This is a genomic window from Nocardia sp. NPDC058633, assembly GCF_042717045.1.
Taxonomy (GTDB): Bacteria; Actinomycetota; Actinomycetes; order Mycobacteriales; family Mycobacteriaceae; genus Nocardia.
Map to the genome: position 1 here is coordinate 345104 of NZ_JBHXRA010000002.1, position 16577 is coordinate 361680.

A 16577-nucleotide genomic window follows, 5' to 3' on the forward strand; every position below is an offset into this window, starting at 1 on the left:
CCCTGTTGTGTGGACCTCGCCGGTGAGGTCACGACGCCGGGGCCTGTGCCCACAGACCTGGCCGATGAGAGGTTGCCGATGAGCGCCGTCCTGGCCGCATTTCTCGACGACTATTCGGCGGCGATGCGCCGCCACGTCGCCGCGCCGGGCCAGGCAGGGCTCTCGGAGGGCTACGACCTCGGCAGGCGAGCCCTGGTCGAGGACATCAGCCTGCTCGATCTCACCGAACACCACTTCCGGGCCGTCGCCGACGACGCCGCAACCCGCGCCGATCCGCGCCGCGCCGAGGTGGCACTGGAATTCCTGTTGCAGACCATGGCGGCCCTCGATATCGCGACCCGCGGCTATCTCGACGGCACCCGCCGCTACGAGCAACAGCGTTCGCGCGCCGAGGATCTCGAAGGCCGCGATGCTTTCCGCACCGCGCTGGTGGAGTCGCTGCAGGACGGGTTCTTCGTCGCCGACGACCACGGCACCATCGTGGAGGTGAACTCCGCTTTCGGGGTGCTCACCGGCTACGGCGCCAACGAGGTGCCGTTCCCGCTGCCGCACCCCTGGGCACTCACCGATCGCGCCGGATATCCCCAGATCGGCACGGAGGCATCGCGATTCGTGATGCCGGTGCGTCATCGCGACGGCCGGGAACGCTGGTTGGCGGTGAGCGCGAGCTCGTTGGTGAAGCAGGAGAACGACGAACGGATCTTCGTCGGCACCGTGCGCGATGTGACCGCCGAACACGATGCGCAGGCCCGCGACCAGGCCGCGTCCCGCCTGGCCACCGCGGTGGGTGCGGCGACGAGCATGGTCGAGGTGCTCGCGGTCGGACTCGACGAGCTGCGCCGGACCATGGGCGCCGAAACCGCGCTGGTCGCGATCTGGCCGAGCCGGACCGGCCGCCCCGACGTCTACTCCTGCGGGGTGACACCGACGAGCGCCGAGCCGGATCCCCAACCCGAACCCGTCAGTACCGCGCTGCAGTTCACTGCCGCGCCGACGCGCCAGAGCGGTCCCCGCGCGGACGGGCCGGTCGTGCTCGACGACGACACCCAGGCACTGCTCGACCGCTCGCGCAGGCAGCCTGCCCGCGGCCTCTCGGCCATCACCGGCGACGAAGGCGGAGTCGACGCGGTCGTCGCGCCGCTGGGCGAGACCGGTGACGCGGCGATGTGGGTGCGCTTCGGTGCGCCCCGCGCGGTCAGCGCCGCCGACTGGGCGCTGTACTCGCTGCTCGTCGGCCATCTCAGCGTGGCACTACAGCGCGCTCGCAACTTCGATCAGGCCCGCGCCACCTCGCTCACCCTGCAGCGGGCGATGCTCGGACCGATCGAGCTGCCGCCCCGGTTCTCGGTGCACTACGAACCCGCCTTGCCGCCACTGGAGATCGGCGGCGACTGGTACGACGTGGTGCCGTTGCGCGACGGCACCATCGGTGTCGTCGTCGGCGACTGTGTCGGCCGTGGCCTGTCCGCCGCCGTGGTGATGGGCCAATTGCGCACCGCGGCACGGGCTCTGCTGCTGCGCGGCGCCGGACCGGCGCAGTTGCTCGCCGAACTCGACGCCGTGGCCTCCCGGATCCCGGGCGCCATGTGTACGACGGTGTGCGCGGCCGTGCTCGACCCCGAGCGCGGAATGGTGCGGTACTCGAACGCCGGTCACATGCCGCCGGTCCTCGCCCCGCCCGGCGGGCCCGGCCGCATTCTCGAGGGCGGCCGCGCGGTGCCCCTGGCCACCTTCGACACCCCGCGCAGGCCGGAGGCCACCACAGCGCTGCCGCCGGGTGCCACCCTGGTGTTGTTCACCGACGGACTCGTCGAACAGCGCGGATACGACATCGCCGAGGGCTTCGTCAAGATCGCCGATGTGCTCAGCGAGACCGGTGCCGCGCTCCCCCGCGATGTGGCCGACGCGGTGCTGTCGCGGCTGTGCCCGCCCGCGGGCTACGACGACGACGTCGCCATGGTCGTCTACCGGCAGCCCCCGGAGCCGCTGAGCCTCGATTTCCCCGCTGCCGCGGCCGAATTGGCCGGCGTACGGCGGGGCCTGTACCGCTGGTTCGCCACCGCCGCGGTCCCACACGATCTGGCCGCCGACCTCGTCGCCGCCGCCAACGAAGCCTGCAGCAACAGCGTCGAACACGCCTACCGCGACACCGAACCGGGCCGTGTTAGCCTCACCGCCCGCTGCGACGGCGACCGGGTCGTCCTCGAGATCGCCGACCACGGCAGCTGGATCCCCACTCCCACCGATCCCGGCTATCGCGGTCGCGGTGTCGAGATGATGCGGGTGCTCACCGAAGATCTCACCTTCGATCACGACGAGACCGGCACCCGGGTTCGGATGTGGGTGACCCTGCCCTCGATCACCTTCCCCACCGCGAACCCGCTGCGCGCCTCCTCACGCCCGCCGACCGTCAGCTCGCGGCAGAATTCATTCTGACCGGGTGGTCTCGTAGGCCTCGACGTCGAAGGTCCGCAGCATCCGGCGGAACCGGAAGCTGAAATCCGGCCAGAGGGTGGCGTTGTGGCCGTGCTCGTCGACGAACCAGCTGGTGCAGTCGCCCGCGTTCCAGACGGTGCCCGCGAACTTGGCCTGCAGATCCCGGTTGTAGTCGGTCTGCGCGTCTTCGCGGACCTCGACCGTGCGCAGGCCATCGGCGGTCATCGTCGTGATCGCGTCGATGATGTAGGCGATCTGGGATTCGATCGTGAAGATCGCCGAGGTGTAGCTCAGTGCGGCGTTCGGGCCGATCATCAGGAACATGTTCGGGAAGTTCGCGATGGTCGTGCCCTTGTAGGCGCTCAGTCCCCCGGCCCCGAACACCTCCGACAGCGTGCGCCCGTCCCGGCCGCTGATCAGCTCGTAGGTCGGCGAGTCGGTGATCCGGAAGCCCGTGGCCAGCACGATGGCGTCGACCTCGCGCTCGCTGCCGTCGTCGGCCACGATCGACTGTTCCCGGATCTCGGCGATGCCGTCGGTCACGACCTCGACATTGTCGCGGGCCAGCGCCGGGTAGTACACGTTCGAGATCAGCATTCGTTTGCACCCGAGCCGGTAGCCCGGGGTGAGTTTGCGGCGCAGCTCTCGATCCCGGATCACCGACCACATCTTCACGCGCGCACCCCGCGCGAACAAGTCGGCGAACGGCGGGTACTTGGACTGCCAGAGCACGAAGGACTCCCGTACCCAGTACACGCCGAACCGTGCCAGCCGCTGCGCACCCGGTACCCGCCGGTAGTACAGCCGTTCCAGCCAGGTGTAGCTGCGTCCCATGCGCGGCAGCACCCACGGCGCGCTGCGCTGGTACAGGTCGAGCCGGGCGACCTCGCCCGCGATGGACGGCACGATCTGGATCGCGGACGCGCCGGTGCCGACGACGGCCACCCGCTTGCCCGCGAGCTCGAACTCGTGATCCCAGCGCGCGGAATGGAAGATCGGGCCGCGGAAAATGGCGATGCCTTTGATATCGGGCAGATTCGGAGCGCTCAGCGGACCGGCCGCCGACACCGCGATGTCGGCGGTGTAGCTACCGCGGCTGGTCTGGATCTCCCAGCGCGCGGTATCGGTGTTCCAGCGCGCGGCGGTGACCTCACAATCGAGGACGATCGAGTCGCGCACGCCGTGCCGGTCGACCACGTCCTGGACATACCGCTGAATCTGCGGTTGCGTCGAGAACGAATGCGTCCAGTGCGGGTTGCGGGCGAACGAGTACGAATAGAGCTGCGACGGGACATCGCAGCCTGCGCCGGGGTAGGTGTTGTCGCGCCACGTACCGCCGATATCGCTCGCGCGCTCGAAGACGACGAAGTCGGTGATCCCCTGCTGGCGCAGTCGAACGGCCACGCCCAGCCCCGCGAATCCGGCACCGATGATCGCGACGCGCAGGTGGCGCACCGACGGTGCGGTCACGCTGTCTTCGCCGTGGTGTCGTAGGCGTCGATGTCGAACTTCCGCACCATCCGGCGATACCTGAAGCTGAAGTCCGGCCACAGCGCGGAGTTGTTGCCGTGCTTGTCGAGGAACCAACTGGTGCATCCACCGTTGACCCACACGGTGCGCGCCATCTTCGGCTGGAGCTTGTCGTTGTATGCGACCTGTGCGTCGAGGCGGACCTCGAACGACCGCAGGTCGCGCTGCTCCATCGTGGTGATCGCGTCGACGATGTAGTTGATCTGGGATTCGATGATGTAGATCAGCGAGGTGTAGTTCAGCCCGGAGTTGGCGCCGAGCATGAAGAAGATGTTCGGGAAGTTGGCGACGGTGGTGCCCTTGTACATCTGGTAGCCCTCGGCGTCGGCCGCCTCGGACACGGTTCGGCCGTCACGACCGGTGTACAGGTTGAACGTCGGCGAATCGGCGACGTGGAAGCCGGTGGCCAGCACGATGGCGTCCACCTCCCGCTCCGTACCGTCCTCGGCCACGATCGAACCGCGGCGCACCTCGGCGATGCCGTCGGTCACGACGTCGACGTTGTCGCGATCGAGCGCACCGTAGAACTTGTTCGACACGAGCATGCGCTTGCAGCCGATGCGGTGCTGTGGCATCACTTTTCGCCGCAGCTGCGGGTCACGGATCTCCCAGCGCATCTTGAACCGCCCGACCGTTTCCAACACGATGCCGGTCCACGGATACTTCACCTGGGTGACCACGAACAGCTCGCGCGTGATGTAGATCAGCGCCCGGATGAACCGTTGCAGACCGGGAACGCGCTTGAACGCGAAGCGTTCCAGCCCCAGGTAGGGCCGCGAGATCTGGGGCATCACCCAGGTGGCGGTGCGCTGGTACACATCGAGATGCTCCACCTCGGGCGCGATCGACGGAACGATCTGCACCGCCGAGGATCCGGTGCCGATGACGGCGACCTTCTTGCCGGTCAGGGTGGCGTCGTGATTCCAGCGCGCGGAATGGAAGATCTCGCCCTCGAAGCTCGAGATGCCCTTGATGTCGGGCAGATTGGGTTCGGCGAGCACACCCGCCGCCGAGACGATGAAGTCGGCGGTGAAGGTGCCCTTGCTGGTCTCGACATCCCACCGGCCGTCGGCGTCGTTCCAGCGGGCGGCGGTCAGCGCGCAGTCGAAGAGGTGCTTGTCGCGAACCCCGTAGCGTTCGGAGACGGTACGCAGGTACTGCTCGATCTCCGGCTGGGGCGAGAACGACCGGGACCACTCGGGATTGAGCGCGAACGAATACGAGTACAGGTGCGAGGGAACATCGCAGCCCGCACCCGGGTAGGTGTTGTCACGCCAGGTTCCGCCGACGTCGGGGCCACGCTCGATGACCACGAAGTCGGACAGGCCACGCTGGCTCAGCCGGATGGCGGTGCCGAGGCCGGAGAGCCCGCTGCCCACGATCATGATCTGGACGTGGCGGGTGTCGTTACTGCTCATCGGGCAACCTCAGCGGGATTCGTAGATGCGTTTGTGACCGGAGACGGCGGCCAGCCGGAACGGACGGCGAGTCTCCTCGACCATGGCGTGGTACGCGCCGTCGCTGGGCGAGGCGGCCTCGTGCAGTTCCCGGTAGCGTTCGTAGCCGAGCGGCTCTCGCGAACTGATCGCCGCCTGGTTCGCCTCGGTCCGCAGGTGTTCGCGGTACCCGGGCTGCACTGTGCCGCTGAAGAACTCGGCGACGCTGCCCGATCCGTAGCTGATCATCGCCAGGGCCTTGTCGGTGAGGTCGCCCGCATGGTCGAGCAGCGAGGCCAGACCGAGGTAGAGCGAGGCGGTGTAGCTGTTGCCGACCGTGCGGTTGTAGGTTGTCGTCGCGGCGATCGCGGCGTCGATCGCCGCGGCGTCGGCGGTGTGGCCCTGGCTTTCGAGCAGGTGGCGGTGCGCCTTGTAGGCCATCTTGGTGAAGGGCTGGTGGTAGCAGAACGCGGCGAACTCGCCGAGTTCGCGCCCACCCTGGCGGCGATAGTCCGACCACGCCTCCTGGGCGGCCTTCTGGTAGGCGTTGACCGAGGTCTTGCCGTCGACGATGGCCTCGGTGCGGTAGTTCGGGCGCCAGAAGTCCATGATGTCGGCGCTGTAGAGGCCCGAGATCGGGTCCAGCGCCAGGATCGCCGGGTTCGCGGTGACCAGCATCGCGACGGCGGCGGCGCCCTGGGTCGGCTCACCCGGGGTGTCGAGTTCGTACTTGGCGATATCGGCGGCGATCACCAGCACCCGCTGCGACGGGTCACGCGCGATCAGACCGGCCGCGAACTGCAGCCCGGCGGTACCGCCGTAGCAGGCCTGCTTGAGCTCGACGACACGGGCGGCGTTGGGCAGCCCGATCAGCGAATGCAGGTACAGCGCAGCGGCTTTGGACTGATCCACACCGGTTTCGGTGGCCAGCAGGACGGTGCGGATGTTGTCGGTGCCGTGCCGTTGCAGGATCGGCTGGGCGGCGGCCGCGGCGATGGTGACGATGTCCTCGTCGGCGGCGGCGACGCTCATCTTCTCCTGGCCGATGCCGAGGTAGAACTTGTCGCGATCCACGCCGAGTCGCTGCGCGAGGACGGCGTGATCGAGGGCGTAATGGGTGGTGGCGAACGAGAGGTCGTGGATACCGACCGGCGTAGTTGTCATCGTGGGCTTCCGTTGCTCGTGGTGGACCGCTCGAATTGGGTATGGGCGCGCATCAATTCACCGCGATTGGTCTGTGCCGCCATCAGCGACAGCTCCCCGCACAGCACGGTGGCCGCTCCGATCACCGCGAGGCGTCGGGCGTTCTCGCCGGGCTGCCGATCTTCGCGGCAGCCGAGGCGTTGCAGGTTCTCGTCGACGAAGCTCGCGTGCTTGCCGTTGCCGACCGTGCCGACGATCAGGTTGGGCAGAGTGCACGAGAAGTACAGGTCACCGTCGCGATCCTCGGCGTGGGTGATGCCCTGGGATCCCTCGACGATATTGGCGGCGTCCTGGCCGGTGGCCAGATAGAAGGCCAGCAGCATGTTGGCGTAATGCGCGTTGGCGGAACGGATCCCGCCTGCCAGCAGGGTGCCGATCAGGTTCTTGCGGATGTTGAGCTGGGTCACCTGCGCCGCGGTGGTGTGCAGCCGCTGTTGGACAACCTCGCGCGGGATGAGCAGTTCGGTGATGACGTTCTTGCCGCGGCCGAGAATGCCGTTGACCGCGGTGGCCTTCTTGTCGGTGCAGTAATTGCCCGAGATCGATCCGTAACGCACACCGGGCATGCTCGCCAAGATGTGATCCATCAGGTGATCGCTGGCCAGGGTCGCCATGTTGTGGCCCGACGCGTCACCGGTGCTGAATTCGAAGCGCAGGAACAGCAGGTTGCCGGTGATCTGATGGTGCAGGTCGATGAGCCGGGCGAAACGGCTGCTGCCGGCGACCACCTCTTGGAGCTCGGCCATGCGGCCCTCCAACTGCTGGACGGTGGTGTACGCGGTGTAGGCGTCGTCGGCTTCGAGCAGGATCGAGCGGGTCATCCGCTCGTCGATCAAGGTCGCGACGATGCCCTTCTCGGCCAGCGTGCTGATCCGCGCGCCGCGCCCGACCGAGGGCCACAGCGGGGTTTCGTAGGTTGCGAGGGGCACGTCGACGGCGTCGTCGACAACGTTGCCGGTGATGCGGACAGGGCCCACCCACTGCAGCGGCACCGCCGCGTACGACATGTCATTCATGGGTGACTCCTTCTCGATGTCTCCGATTCGCGCCACCGGGGATTCCGGTGGGCAAGTGCTGCGGTGTCGATGCCGCGCAGCCGGCAAAAGGTCGCGACGTCCCCGGTGACGAGCAGGTCGGCACCGGCCAGGTCCGCTGGGGTGCGCGCGCCGAGCACGGTGAGGATGGTGCGCAGTTGGTCGAGCCAGGTCCCGATCTTGTCGACCAGTGCGGCGGTGTCGTGACTGACCAGGGTTTCCAGGAACGCCCCCGCGACACCGGTGGCGTCGGCGCCCAACGCGAGTGCGCGCGCGATGTCCAGGGGCGAGCGGATGCCGCCGGAGGCGGCGATGCCGATGCCGGGGATGTCGGCGCAGTCGAGCAGGCAGTTCGGGGTGGACTGGCCCCAGCTCTCGATGAACGCGAAATCGCCGCCCACCCGCCGATCGTTCTCGATGCGAGCGAAATTGGTGCCGCCGCGCCCGCCCACGTCGGCCACAGCCACGCCCGCGTCCCGCAACCAGGTGACGGTCTGCCTGCTCAGCCCGAACCCGACTTCTTTGACGAAAACCGGGACAGCGGTAGCGGCGACGATTTCCTCGATCCGGCGCGGCCAGGCCCCGAAGGAGCGGTCGCCCTCGGGCATGACCACTTCCTGCACGGCGTTGAGGTGGATCTGCAGCGCGTCGGCCTCGAGCAGATCGATGGCGCTGTGGACCTGGTCGACGGTGGCGTTCGCGTTGACATTGGCCATCACGAATCCGTGCGGGTTCTCCTGCCGCAGTACACGATAGGTGCTTGCGACCGACGCATCCCGGAAGTAGGCGCTCATCGATCCGGAGGCGATGGGGACGCCGGTCTCGCGGGCGGCGATGGCGAGTTGGCGGTTGATCTCGCCGGTCTTGGTGCTGCCGCCGGTCATCGCGTTGACGTAGAGCGGTGTGTCCCATTGCTTTCCAGCCACTTCGACGGCCAGCGACACCTGCTCGGCATCGATGCCGGCGAGGGCGTGATGAACGAAAGTGACCGAATCGAAGTCACTGACACCGGTGGCCTGGCGCTGGTGGTTCACGGCATGGCGGACGTGGTCGTCCTTGCGATCGGCGATCATCGTCGGTCCCCTTCGGCGAGGTGGGCCCGCAGGGGAAGCGGTCGGATTCCGGCGGCGATCCAGCGGCCGGTGAGTTCGGCGATCGCCGCGGGGCGGGTGCGTTCGATGAGCGCGATACCGCAGTCACCGCCACCGGCACCGGAGGGTTTCGCCGCAGCGCCGACCGCCGCGCCCGCATCACACAGTGCGTGCAGGCGCGGGGTCATGATGCCGAGGCCCGAGGTGAGATCGAGATCGACGAGCAGCGTTCGCGCGCGGTCGATCTCGATCCGCGTCGCCGCGGAGTCGCCCGCCTCGACAGCCGCGACGAGCCGTTCGACGCACTCGTTGCTGTCGGCGAGGAAGGCGGTGCGGTCCCCGCCGAGTGCGGCGACCAATGCTGGTGTGGACGCCGGGGTCCCGGTCCAACCGACCTGCACGGTGAGCTCGGTCGGGGTCGGCAGCGGGCGAACCGACAGGCCGGGCCATGGTGCGCGCATCGTGGCATCGACGCCGTGACGGGCGAGGGCCGCAGTCACCTGCGCGCGGTCAGGGGAACGGTAGGCGAGCCAACCGCCCCAGGTGCTCGCCGCCACGTCGCCGCCGGACGCACGGGGGTTCACCGCGATCGTGGCGAGCATCGCCAGCCGGTACCGGTCCATGGGATCGAGTTCGAGGGCGAAGTGTTGCCCGAGAGCGGCAACGGTCGCCACCGTGACGGCCGCGCTGGAACCCAAGCCGAACTTGCGGCCGTCGACGTCGCCGAGATCGGCGGTGACGCTCAGCCGGAAGGGCGATACGGGGATCGCGCGTTCCACGAGTAGACGGTGAACGATCGAGACCGCCGCGAAAACGTAGGAAAATGCCGCTGGCACAACAGCATCGGCCGTGGGCACCAATTCGTCACCGTGACGCCGGCAGAACAGTGTGCGGCCACCGTCCAGATCCGAATGCAGGACGATGTCGTCGCCGGCATCCACGGCCGCCACGGTGGCGGTCGCGTAGCGGTCGACCGCCGTGAGCACCGCGAGGTGTCCCGGCTCGACCACGGCGTACTCACCGGCGATGAAGAGCTTGCCCGGTGCGCGACAACTGATCACTGCTCGTCACCCGCCGCAGGAGTCACCGAGGCCGCCGGACCGGGACCGGCCAGGCACGCGCCCGGACCGATGTGCGCGGTCCGGGTGGTGACGAAGTCGCCGAGTCCGTCCAGTACGGCGTCGACCTGCGGCGCGTCGGCGCGGCTGCACAGCACTTTGACATTCGGGCCCGCATCGATCGTGGCGTAGGCCATGATCCCGTCGGCCCGCAGCGCGAGTACCGCATCCAGGATGGCGATCGAATGCGGTGAGAGGTACCGGATTCCGGGACGGGCGGTGAGCATGGTGGCGTGCATGCCGAGAGCGTTGCGTTCGGCGATCTCTCCGATCGCCGGAAGATCCTGCCGTGCGATTGCTTTGCGCATCTCCGCCAGATCCAGCACCGACGACTCCGCCCAGGGGCGGAAGAACGGTGACGTGGCGGTGGTCTGGCGCATGGCGGCCCGGCTGGAAACAGCCTTCGCGCCTTGGTCCACCATGGCGACCACCAGGGCGGGGTCCAGTTCGTCGCCGCCGATCGGCTCCGCGTACGAGCTCAGGTCCCCCGCGTCGCCGGTGCCTTCCCCGGCGTGCCAGACGACGAAGCCTCCGAAGAGGGAACGGGAAGCCGAGCCGGAGCCGCGCCGGGCCAGCCGCGACAAGCCGCGCGGATCGATGTCGAGCTCATAGGCAGCCGCCGCGGCGGTGGCCAGCGCCGCGAACCCGCTCGCCGAGGAGGCCAGACCGGCGCCGGTCGGCCCGGCATTGGACGTCACGACCATCGCGCGTTCGTCGCGGCCCGCCTTCGTGCGCACCAGATCGAGGAATGTCTCGATGCGGGCGCGGGCGGCGCCGGTCGCCGCGACGCCGTTGAACTCGACCACATCGGCCGACGCGTCGATCAATCGCACCGACGTGGTGGTCGGGAATATGTCGAGAGTCATCGACAGGCTGCCCGTGACAGGCAGGAACAGTTCTTCGTCCCGTTTACCCCAGTACTTCACCAGGGCGATATTCGGGTACGCGACCGCGACAGCCTCGGCGGACGGATCCGACACGACGCCACGTCCGGTGACCGCGGGCGATGCGGGGGTGAAAGTCATTGATTGGCACCGTGTTCCGATGTCGAGACGGATGGGGATCGGTCACTCGAACGCAGGCCGCGGGTGGGGACCGTCCAGGTCTGTACCGCACCGGCGCGGCGCAACGCGGTGCTGACCGTGCGCGCGTCGCCGGTCTCGGTGAGTGCGAGCACGCAACCGCCGAGGCCGGCGCCGGTGAGTTTGGCTCCGTAGGCACCCGCCTCGAGCGCCGCGGCGACCAGTGCGTCGATGAGGGGGGTACTGACGCCGAGTTCGGTGAGCAGATCCTGGAAGTCGAGCATCGCCCGCCCCAGAGATGCGGCGTGCCCGGCCGACAGATCCGCCGCGGCACCGCCGATCAGCTCGCCCGCCCTGGCCAGGTGCCGTTGGGCGGCCCGCGGGTCGCGCTCGAGGGTGCGGCGCACCCCGGCGACCGCGTGCTGCGTGGACCCGGGCACCCCGGTATCGGCGATCACCAGGGCGGCGTCGAGATCGATATCGAGTGCGGTGGCCGTTCCCTCGTGAAACCGGATCGGACCGTCGGCCAGCACCGCGCTCGCATCGATCCCGCTGGCCCTGCCGTGCGCGACCTGTTCACCGCACTGCACGAGTTCGTAGAGCGTGGCGGGATCGACGGTGCGGCCGTGCAAATCGGCGACCGCGCGCACCGCGGCACCGGCACAGGCCGCACTCGATCCGAGCCCCCGAGCGAGCGGGATGTCGCACTCCATCACGACGTCGGCGATATGACCGGTCAATCCCCAGCGCCGCAACGCCTCCTCGACCGCGACGCGCGGCCCGGACAAGGAGTTCTGCGCGGCGTTCGGGTTGCCCGCGACGAACCCGAAGTGTCCTTCGGGAACCTCGATGACCGCACCCGGCGTACCGGGACGCGCGATCGCGCGCACCGACAGGGTCGGCAACGGAAAAGCGATCGCCGGCGTCCCGTGCACCACGGTGTGCTCGCCCAGCAGGATCGCCTTGGCATGGGCTCGGCCCACGCCACGGACCGGGCCGGTCGCTGTGGAGTTGTGTTCAGCGCGTTCTCGAACGGGACTGTTCACGACGATTCCTCTCCTGACCCGCACCCGGGCCGTGCCGGTTACCGAGACGATCGGCCGAAAACGGCACGCACGGACGGGAAGAACGCGGGTACCCGTGCTGCGTAGGCGCGATAGGACGCACCGAACCGAGCGATGAGATCGCGCTCCTCCAGGTAGGTTCCGAGCAGGATGTAGCCGGTCAGCCCGAGTGCCCACACCAGGTGCCCGACGGTGAACTCACTGGCGAACCAGAACGAGACGAGCAGACCGGTCATCAGTGGATGCCGAACCAGCTTGTAGACGCCGTTCACCTGCAGGCGGTCGACCGTGGCGTCCGGTACCTGGATCACGTACTGGCGGTAGGCCTGACTGATGCCGAGCAGGTGGAAGTGGTTCAGCAGCAGGGTGGCCGCGTAGACCAGGACGAAACCGATCCAGAACCCGGTGTCCAGTGCCACCCCGAGCGCGCCGCCGGCCGACCACAGCACGTGCGGCACCGGCTGCCACGCCAGCATGATCACCCACATCACCAGGCATACGCCGATGATGTAGACGGTCCGCTCCAGCGCCTCGGGCACCCAGCGGGTGATGAACGCCTTGAACGAGGGTCGGGCCATCCCGGAGTGCTGCAACGCGAACAGCGCCAGCAGCACGAGGTCGATCGCGATCGCGGGAACCGCGGACAGGTGCGGTCCCTTGTCGACCGTCTTGGGCAACCACCAGCCGCCCGCGAACAGCAGCATCAGCGGCACGGTGATGCCGGCGAAGCCGTAGACGGCGAAGGAGAACAGGAACGGGACCAGCCGCGACGGGCTTGTCACCACGCCCCGAACCTGGTGGGGTGTCATCAGATCCATGCGAACCACGGCAGGTAGCGCGAGCGCACGGTGCCCGCTTCCAGACGCGCTTCCAGTCGCGCCTTCCACTTGGTGCCGTAGCCCTCGTTGAGGAAGCCGCCGGGCACGACCAGACGCCAACCCGACTGCGCCACCATCCAATACGGCACGATGACGCCCGGGTTCACATCGCGCATGTAGTCGAGCTTGTCGGGGATCTGGCTCCAGTGGATACCGGGGTAGCGGTGGTGCACGCTGTGGTAGCCCTGGTTGAAGATCAGGAAGTTGAGAATGTTGCCGGCGTTGTTGAGCGAGGTGCTCGGCTCATCGGTGAATCCACGCGCCGGAGCATGGCTGAGCCAGGCGAAGTAGCCGGCGTTGACCTGGGTGATGAGGAACGGCACCCAGTAGAACAGGATGAACCTCTCCAAGCCCGCGACGTACCAGACCGAGCCGATCACCACCGCGTACACGGCCAGGTCGAAGATGAACTGGTGGCGTGTCTTGCGGCGGCGCGGCGCCGGGTTCGCGGCGAAAACCGTGCGCACCGTGTGGATCTTGACGACCATGCCGTAGCGGACCCAGTACCAGAGGGCGCCGATGCCCTTGTCCATGCCGGTGGTGGCGGTGACATCACCCGGGCCGTCGTTGAACCGGTGATGGTTGAGGACGTGCACCTCGCGCATCTCGGCCGCGGTCAGGTTGCCGGGCAGGCAGCACAGGATGTCGACGACACGGTTGGGGAACTTGGACACGAACAGCGGCCGATGGGTGTGCATGTGCATCACGCCGATGGTCAGCGAGAGGTTGAGCAGCGAGAGCACGATGATCAGCGGGACCGCGATGTACCAGGTCGAGGCGATTGGCACGAACAGTGCGGCCGAGGTCATCGCGATCCACAACGCGATGTGGAGCAGCGGTCCGACGTTGGACGCGTGCTCGAGTTTGAGCACGCGCCGACTGAACGGCGGTTTCTCTGTGGGCGCGACGGGCGTTCCGGTGCTCATAGGAGAGCTCCTTCGCTAGTAGTGACGATCGTCGAGGAGGTGTTCCTCGACTACTGGTGGCTGCTGTTGTCGAGAGCGGCGAGCTGCAGCCGCGTGGCCAGCGCCCGGAGCGCGTCGGGTTCGTGGTTGGGCACCCGTTCCATCGCGCCGAAGGCCAGGTGGTCGGCGATCATCATGGTGCGGATCGCCGAATCGGAGAGTTCGCCGGTCAAGCGGCCTTCGGGCAGCGTGTGCACCAGCGCGAAGGTGGTGTCGACGATCAGTGGCATCAACGAGGTGGCAGGCGAGTGCAGGTCACCCGCGCCGAGCACCTGCGAAGCAGACGCCGAGCCAGTGGTGAAATCCGGTGAGGCGTCGAGCATTTGATGGATCGCGGCATCGCCACTACGGCGCACGCGCTCCAGCATCTTGGTCCAGTACACCGACGAGGCGGCGGCCAGCGTGGCCGCGGCGACGGGGCGCCGGAAGGGCGGGGGCGCGTCGACGGCACCGCACAGGAACGCCGAGGTCGTGATCGTCATGTACGCCATCGCCGCCCGCGCGCCCACGCTCGGCGTGCCAGGGCCGAGCTTGGCCAGCAGCGCGAAGCCGCCGAGGGCGGGAGTGAGCTGGCGCAGCATCACCATGCGCGTGAGTTCCTCACGGTCGGCGGCGCCGTAGATGGCGAGCTCGTTGTCGCGCAGATCGTTGGCCGACTGGGCGATCACGGCGACACAGCCGGTCAGTTCCCGCAGATCCGCTTCCGGTAGCACGTCTTCGGCCACCAGGGCACACGCGTAGTGCGTGATCCGCCCGAGCACACCCTCGCTGTAGGCGACGCGGGTCAGTGGCGCGTCGATGTTGCGGGCCATGACCCGGCCGACATCGGTGAGCACCTGGCCGACACGCTCGCGCCCCTGCTCCGACAACGCCGTGAGCAGTGCTCTGATGTCGGTGATGCGCTCGGCCAGCACCCGGTCGACGGCTTCGCTGTCACGGATCTCGCCCTCGAGCGCGGGCAGCGGCGGCGGAAGGGTGTCGCTGGTGGCGTTGAGGTAGTCCACCGCCGCCAGCACGGCGCCACTGGCGACCGCGCGGTCGCTGAGATCTTCGAAGGCGTCGAGTACTCGGCAGGCGAGCAGCGCGGCGGTGGCTTCGGCGCGCAGGGTCGCGGGCAGCAGGCCGACGGCGATACCCAGGTTGCGGCCCGCGGGAATCAACGCGAGCGCGGCCAGCTCCTGTGGTGACCGCGCGGCCCGCAAGGCCACCAGATCCGGTGCGCGACGCAGGTTTCGCAGCCCGCGGATCAGGAGGGGAAGTCGTGCTGTGTTCATCGCGATATCACCTGCTGGAGGAGTTCGCGAAGGTCGTCGCGCGCGAGGGACGGTGGGAAGACATCGAGGGCGCGGGTGGCCTTCTCGATGGCGTCCATCGCGACCAGGCGGGCGGCTTTCGTCGCACCGCTGTCGACCAGGTCCGCTTGCAGGGTGGCACTGGAGATCTCCGCGTCCAACCACATTTCGCGCGCGCCGGGCCGGGCGCCGAGCCATTCGATGACCGGCCAGGTCGGCACCCGGCGTTCGAGGTCACCGCCCGCGTCCTTGCCCAGGCCGGGTCCCCCCTCGATGTCGCGGACGTCGTCCATGATCTGAAAGGCCAGCGCGAGCTGGTCGGCGTACTCCATCAGGGCGTGGAGCCGATCGATATCGACCCCACCCGCGGTACCGCCGTAGGCACACGACAGGCGGAACAGGGTGCCGGTCTTGGCCCCGGCCACGAGTTCGTAGTGGCGGCGCAGCGCGACCTCGTCGATCGAGGGCGGCAGGGTCTCGATCAGCTGACCGTAGGACAGATCGGAGAGCCGGTCCGCGTAGGTGATGCCGGGCGCCTCCCCCACCCGCGCGAAGACCTCCGGATTGTCGGCGAGCACTCGGGCCACGACCTGCATCGATGCGCCCGCCAGGTGGAATCCGGCGCGGGCACTGGTGCGCACTCCGAATGCGGCGGGCACCGACGGTGCGTCACGGCGCAGCAGTGAGCCGTCGCAGATGTCGTCGTGGACCAGCGAGGATTCGTGCAGCATCTCCATCGCGCACGCCAGGTCGACGGCGTCGCGTAGCGGTGCGGCGGTGTCGGCGGCATCGGGGAGCAGGCCGGCGCAAGCCAGGACCAGCCGCGCTCGCACGCGTTTACCGGGTGCGGCCAGGATGTGGGTGTAGATCGCGTCGAAGTCTTCCCCGGTGAGGAGAAGTTCCCGTAGGCGTTCGGTGACCAGTGCCAGTTGCTCGGCCGGTCCGGCCGGTCTCGGCAGCACCACCACTCGGTCGCCCGAGTGCTGGTCGCCCGAGTCCTGTACTACGGGTAGCGCGGGATTATCCATAGCGCTGAGCTCCTTCGATATGGTCACGACGGGCGAGAAGAGCACCGGCGACTGGCAGACACGGGGTTACGGGATTCCGGCGGGGCAGTCGTAGGGAGGACCTCTCGCAGCCGACGGGTCGAGCGTTCCGTTCGCTGGCTACCGACGGGTAGTTTTGTGTAGGAAGCTCGAGATGTCAAGCGTTCCAACATCTTCCAAGTTTGAAGCGCGCAATTGTGTTGCACCACAATGATTTAGGTCCACAACTGAGCTGCACCTACAGTGTGCGCACGCGACCAACACCACCTGTGCGTCGCGTAAACGCGTGCGCTACAACGTCTTCCGCGCCATCACGGAACCGGACACGAACTCACGGATCGGCGACTCCCGAAGGGGCACCTGGAGAGTCGTCGGGCGACGCGCGGGGTCGACCGCGCCGAGTCGCAACGTCAATGTTGTTGGTACACAAAGGGTTCAGAACCACAGTGACACGAACTGTCA

The 16577-nt window shown here is 68.1% G+C and carries 13 protein-coding genes; 1 reads left to right on the forward strand and 12 read right to left on the reverse strand.

From position 1 onward, the window contains the following. Positions 1-78 precede the first annotated feature (78 nt). Positions 79-2436 (forward strand): SpoIIE family protein phosphatase, encoded by a 2358-nt coding sequence (locus ACFWUR_RS03730; protein WP_378901334.1) that lies wholly within the window; start codon positions 79-81, stop codon positions 2434-2436. Here the strand turns inward: ACFWUR_RS03730 and ACFWUR_RS03735 are convergent. Genes ACFWUR_RS03735 through ACFWUR_RS03790 form a run of 12 tightly spaced genes read right to left on the reverse strand, consistent with a single transcriptional unit; the run spans position 2428 to position 16097 of the window. Further along, entirely contained in the window at positions 2428-3906 is a 1479-nt protein-coding gene (locus ACFWUR_RS03735; protein WP_378901336.1) for a flavin-containing monooxygenase, read from the reverse strand. The genes ACFWUR_RS03730 and ACFWUR_RS03735 overlap by 9 nt on opposite strands. Further along, the gene (locus ACFWUR_RS03740) at positions 3903-5384 is read right to left on the reverse strand and encodes a flavin-containing monooxygenase (RefSeq protein ID WP_378901339.1); all 1482 of its coding nucleotides are present in this window, start codon (positions 5382-5384) and stop codon (positions 3903-3905) included. Before ACFWUR_RS03740 ends, ACFWUR_RS03735 begins: the two co-directional genes overlap by 4 nt. A gap of 9 nt (positions 5385-5393) precedes the next feature. Further along, entirely contained in the window at positions 5394-6566 is a 1173-nt protein-coding gene (locus ACFWUR_RS03745; RefSeq protein ID WP_378901341.1) for a hydroxymethylglutaryl-CoA synthase, read from the reverse strand. After that, positions 6563-7621, reverse strand: coding sequence for a hydroxymethylglutaryl-CoA reductase (locus tag ACFWUR_RS03750; protein ID WP_378901343.1), 1059 nt, complete (start codon positions 7619-7621; stop codon positions 6563-6565). Before ACFWUR_RS03750 ends, ACFWUR_RS03745 begins: the two co-directional genes overlap by 4 nt. Continuing rightward, positions 7618-8712, reverse strand: coding sequence for a type 2 isopentenyl-diphosphate Delta-isomerase (fni, locus tag ACFWUR_RS03755; protein WP_378901346.1), 1095 nt, complete (start codon positions 8710-8712; stop codon positions 7618-7620). The genes ACFWUR_RS03750 and fni overlap by 4 nt, the downstream gene beginning before the upstream one ends. Further along, the gene (locus ACFWUR_RS03760; RefSeq protein ID WP_378901349.1) at positions 8709-9791 is read right to left on the reverse strand and encodes a phosphomevalonate kinase; all 1083 of its coding nucleotides are present in this window, start codon (positions 9789-9791) and stop codon (positions 8709-8711) included. Before ACFWUR_RS03760 ends, fni begins: the two co-directional genes overlap by 4 nt. After that, entirely contained in the window at positions 9788-10873 is a 1086-nt protein-coding gene (gene mvaD / locus ACFWUR_RS03765; RefSeq protein ID WP_378901352.1) for a diphosphomevalonate decarboxylase, read from the reverse strand. The genes ACFWUR_RS03760 and mvaD overlap by 4 nt, the downstream gene beginning before the upstream one ends. Continuing rightward, positions 10870-11916, reverse strand: coding sequence for a mevalonate kinase (gene mvk / locus ACFWUR_RS03770; RefSeq protein ID WP_378901355.1), 1047 nt, complete (start codon positions 11914-11916; stop codon positions 10870-10872). The genes mvaD and mvk overlap by 4 nt, the downstream gene beginning before the upstream one ends. 38 nt (positions 11917-11954) lie before the next feature. Further along, on the reverse strand, positions 11955-12752 hold the full coding sequence (locus tag ACFWUR_RS03775) for a methyltransferase family protein (RefSeq protein ID WP_378901358.1): 798 nt from the start codon (positions 12750-12752) through the stop codon (positions 11955-11957). After that, positions 12743-13738, reverse strand: a complete 996-nt coding sequence (locus ACFWUR_RS03780) for a fatty acid desaturase (RefSeq protein WP_378901361.1) — start codon at positions 13736-13738, stop codon at positions 12743-12745. The genes ACFWUR_RS03775 and ACFWUR_RS03780 overlap by 10 nt, the downstream gene beginning before the upstream one ends. 50 nt (positions 13739-13788) lie before the next feature. Then, a complete protein-coding gene (locus ACFWUR_RS03785; RefSeq protein ID WP_378901364.1) occupies positions 13789-15051 on the reverse strand; it encodes a hypothetical protein in 1263 nt (420 codons plus the stop codon). After that, on the reverse strand, positions 15048-16097 hold the full coding sequence (locus tag ACFWUR_RS03790) for a polyprenyl synthetase family protein (protein WP_378901367.1): 1050 nt from the start codon (positions 16095-16097) through the stop codon (positions 15048-15050). Before ACFWUR_RS03790 ends, ACFWUR_RS03785 begins: the two co-directional genes overlap by 4 nt. Between the last annotated feature and the right edge of the window lie 480 nt (positions 16098-16577).

What these genes read in the sequence shown, in the direction of transcription:
- ACFWUR_RS03775 (WP_378901358.1), bottom strand. Translation starts at nt 12,752, where the DNA reads ATGGATCTGATGACACCCCACCAGGTTCGGGGCGTGGTGACAAGCCCG.
- mvaD (WP_378901352.1), bottom strand. Translation starts at nt 10,873, where the DNA reads ATGACTTTCACCCCCGCATCGCCCGCGGTCACCGGACGTGGCGTCGTG.
- ACFWUR_RS03785 (WP_378901364.1), bottom strand. Translation starts at nt 15,051, where the DNA reads ATGAACACAGCACGACTTCCCCTCCTGATCCGCGGGCTGCGAAACCTG.
- ACFWUR_RS03730 (WP_378901334.1), top strand. Translation starts at nt 79, where the DNA reads ATGAGCGCCGTCCTGGCCGCATTTCTCGACGACTATTCGGCGGCGATG.
- ACFWUR_RS03780 (WP_378901361.1), bottom strand. Translation starts at nt 13,738, where the DNA reads ATGAGCACCGGAACGCCCGTCGCGCCCACAGAGAAACCGCCGTTCAGT.
- ACFWUR_RS03740 (WP_378901339.1), bottom strand. Translation starts at nt 5,384, where the DNA reads ATGAGCAGTAACGACACCCGCCACGTCCAGATCATGATCGTGGGCAGC.
- ACFWUR_RS03790 (WP_378901367.1), bottom strand. Translation starts at nt 16,097, where the DNA reads ATGGATAATCCCGCGCTACCCGTAGTACAGGACTCGGGCGACCAGCAC.
- ACFWUR_RS03745 (WP_378901341.1), bottom strand. Translation starts at nt 6,566, where the DNA reads ATGACAACTACGCCGGTCGGTATCCACGACCTCTCGTTCGCCACCACC.
- fni (WP_378901346.1), bottom strand. Translation starts at nt 8,712, where the DNA reads ATGATCGCCGATCGCAAGGACGACCACGTCCGCCATGCCGTGAACCAC.
- ACFWUR_RS03750 (WP_378901343.1), bottom strand. Translation starts at nt 7,621, where the DNA reads ATGAATGACATGTCGTACGCGGCGGTGCCGCTGCAGTGGGTGGGCCCT.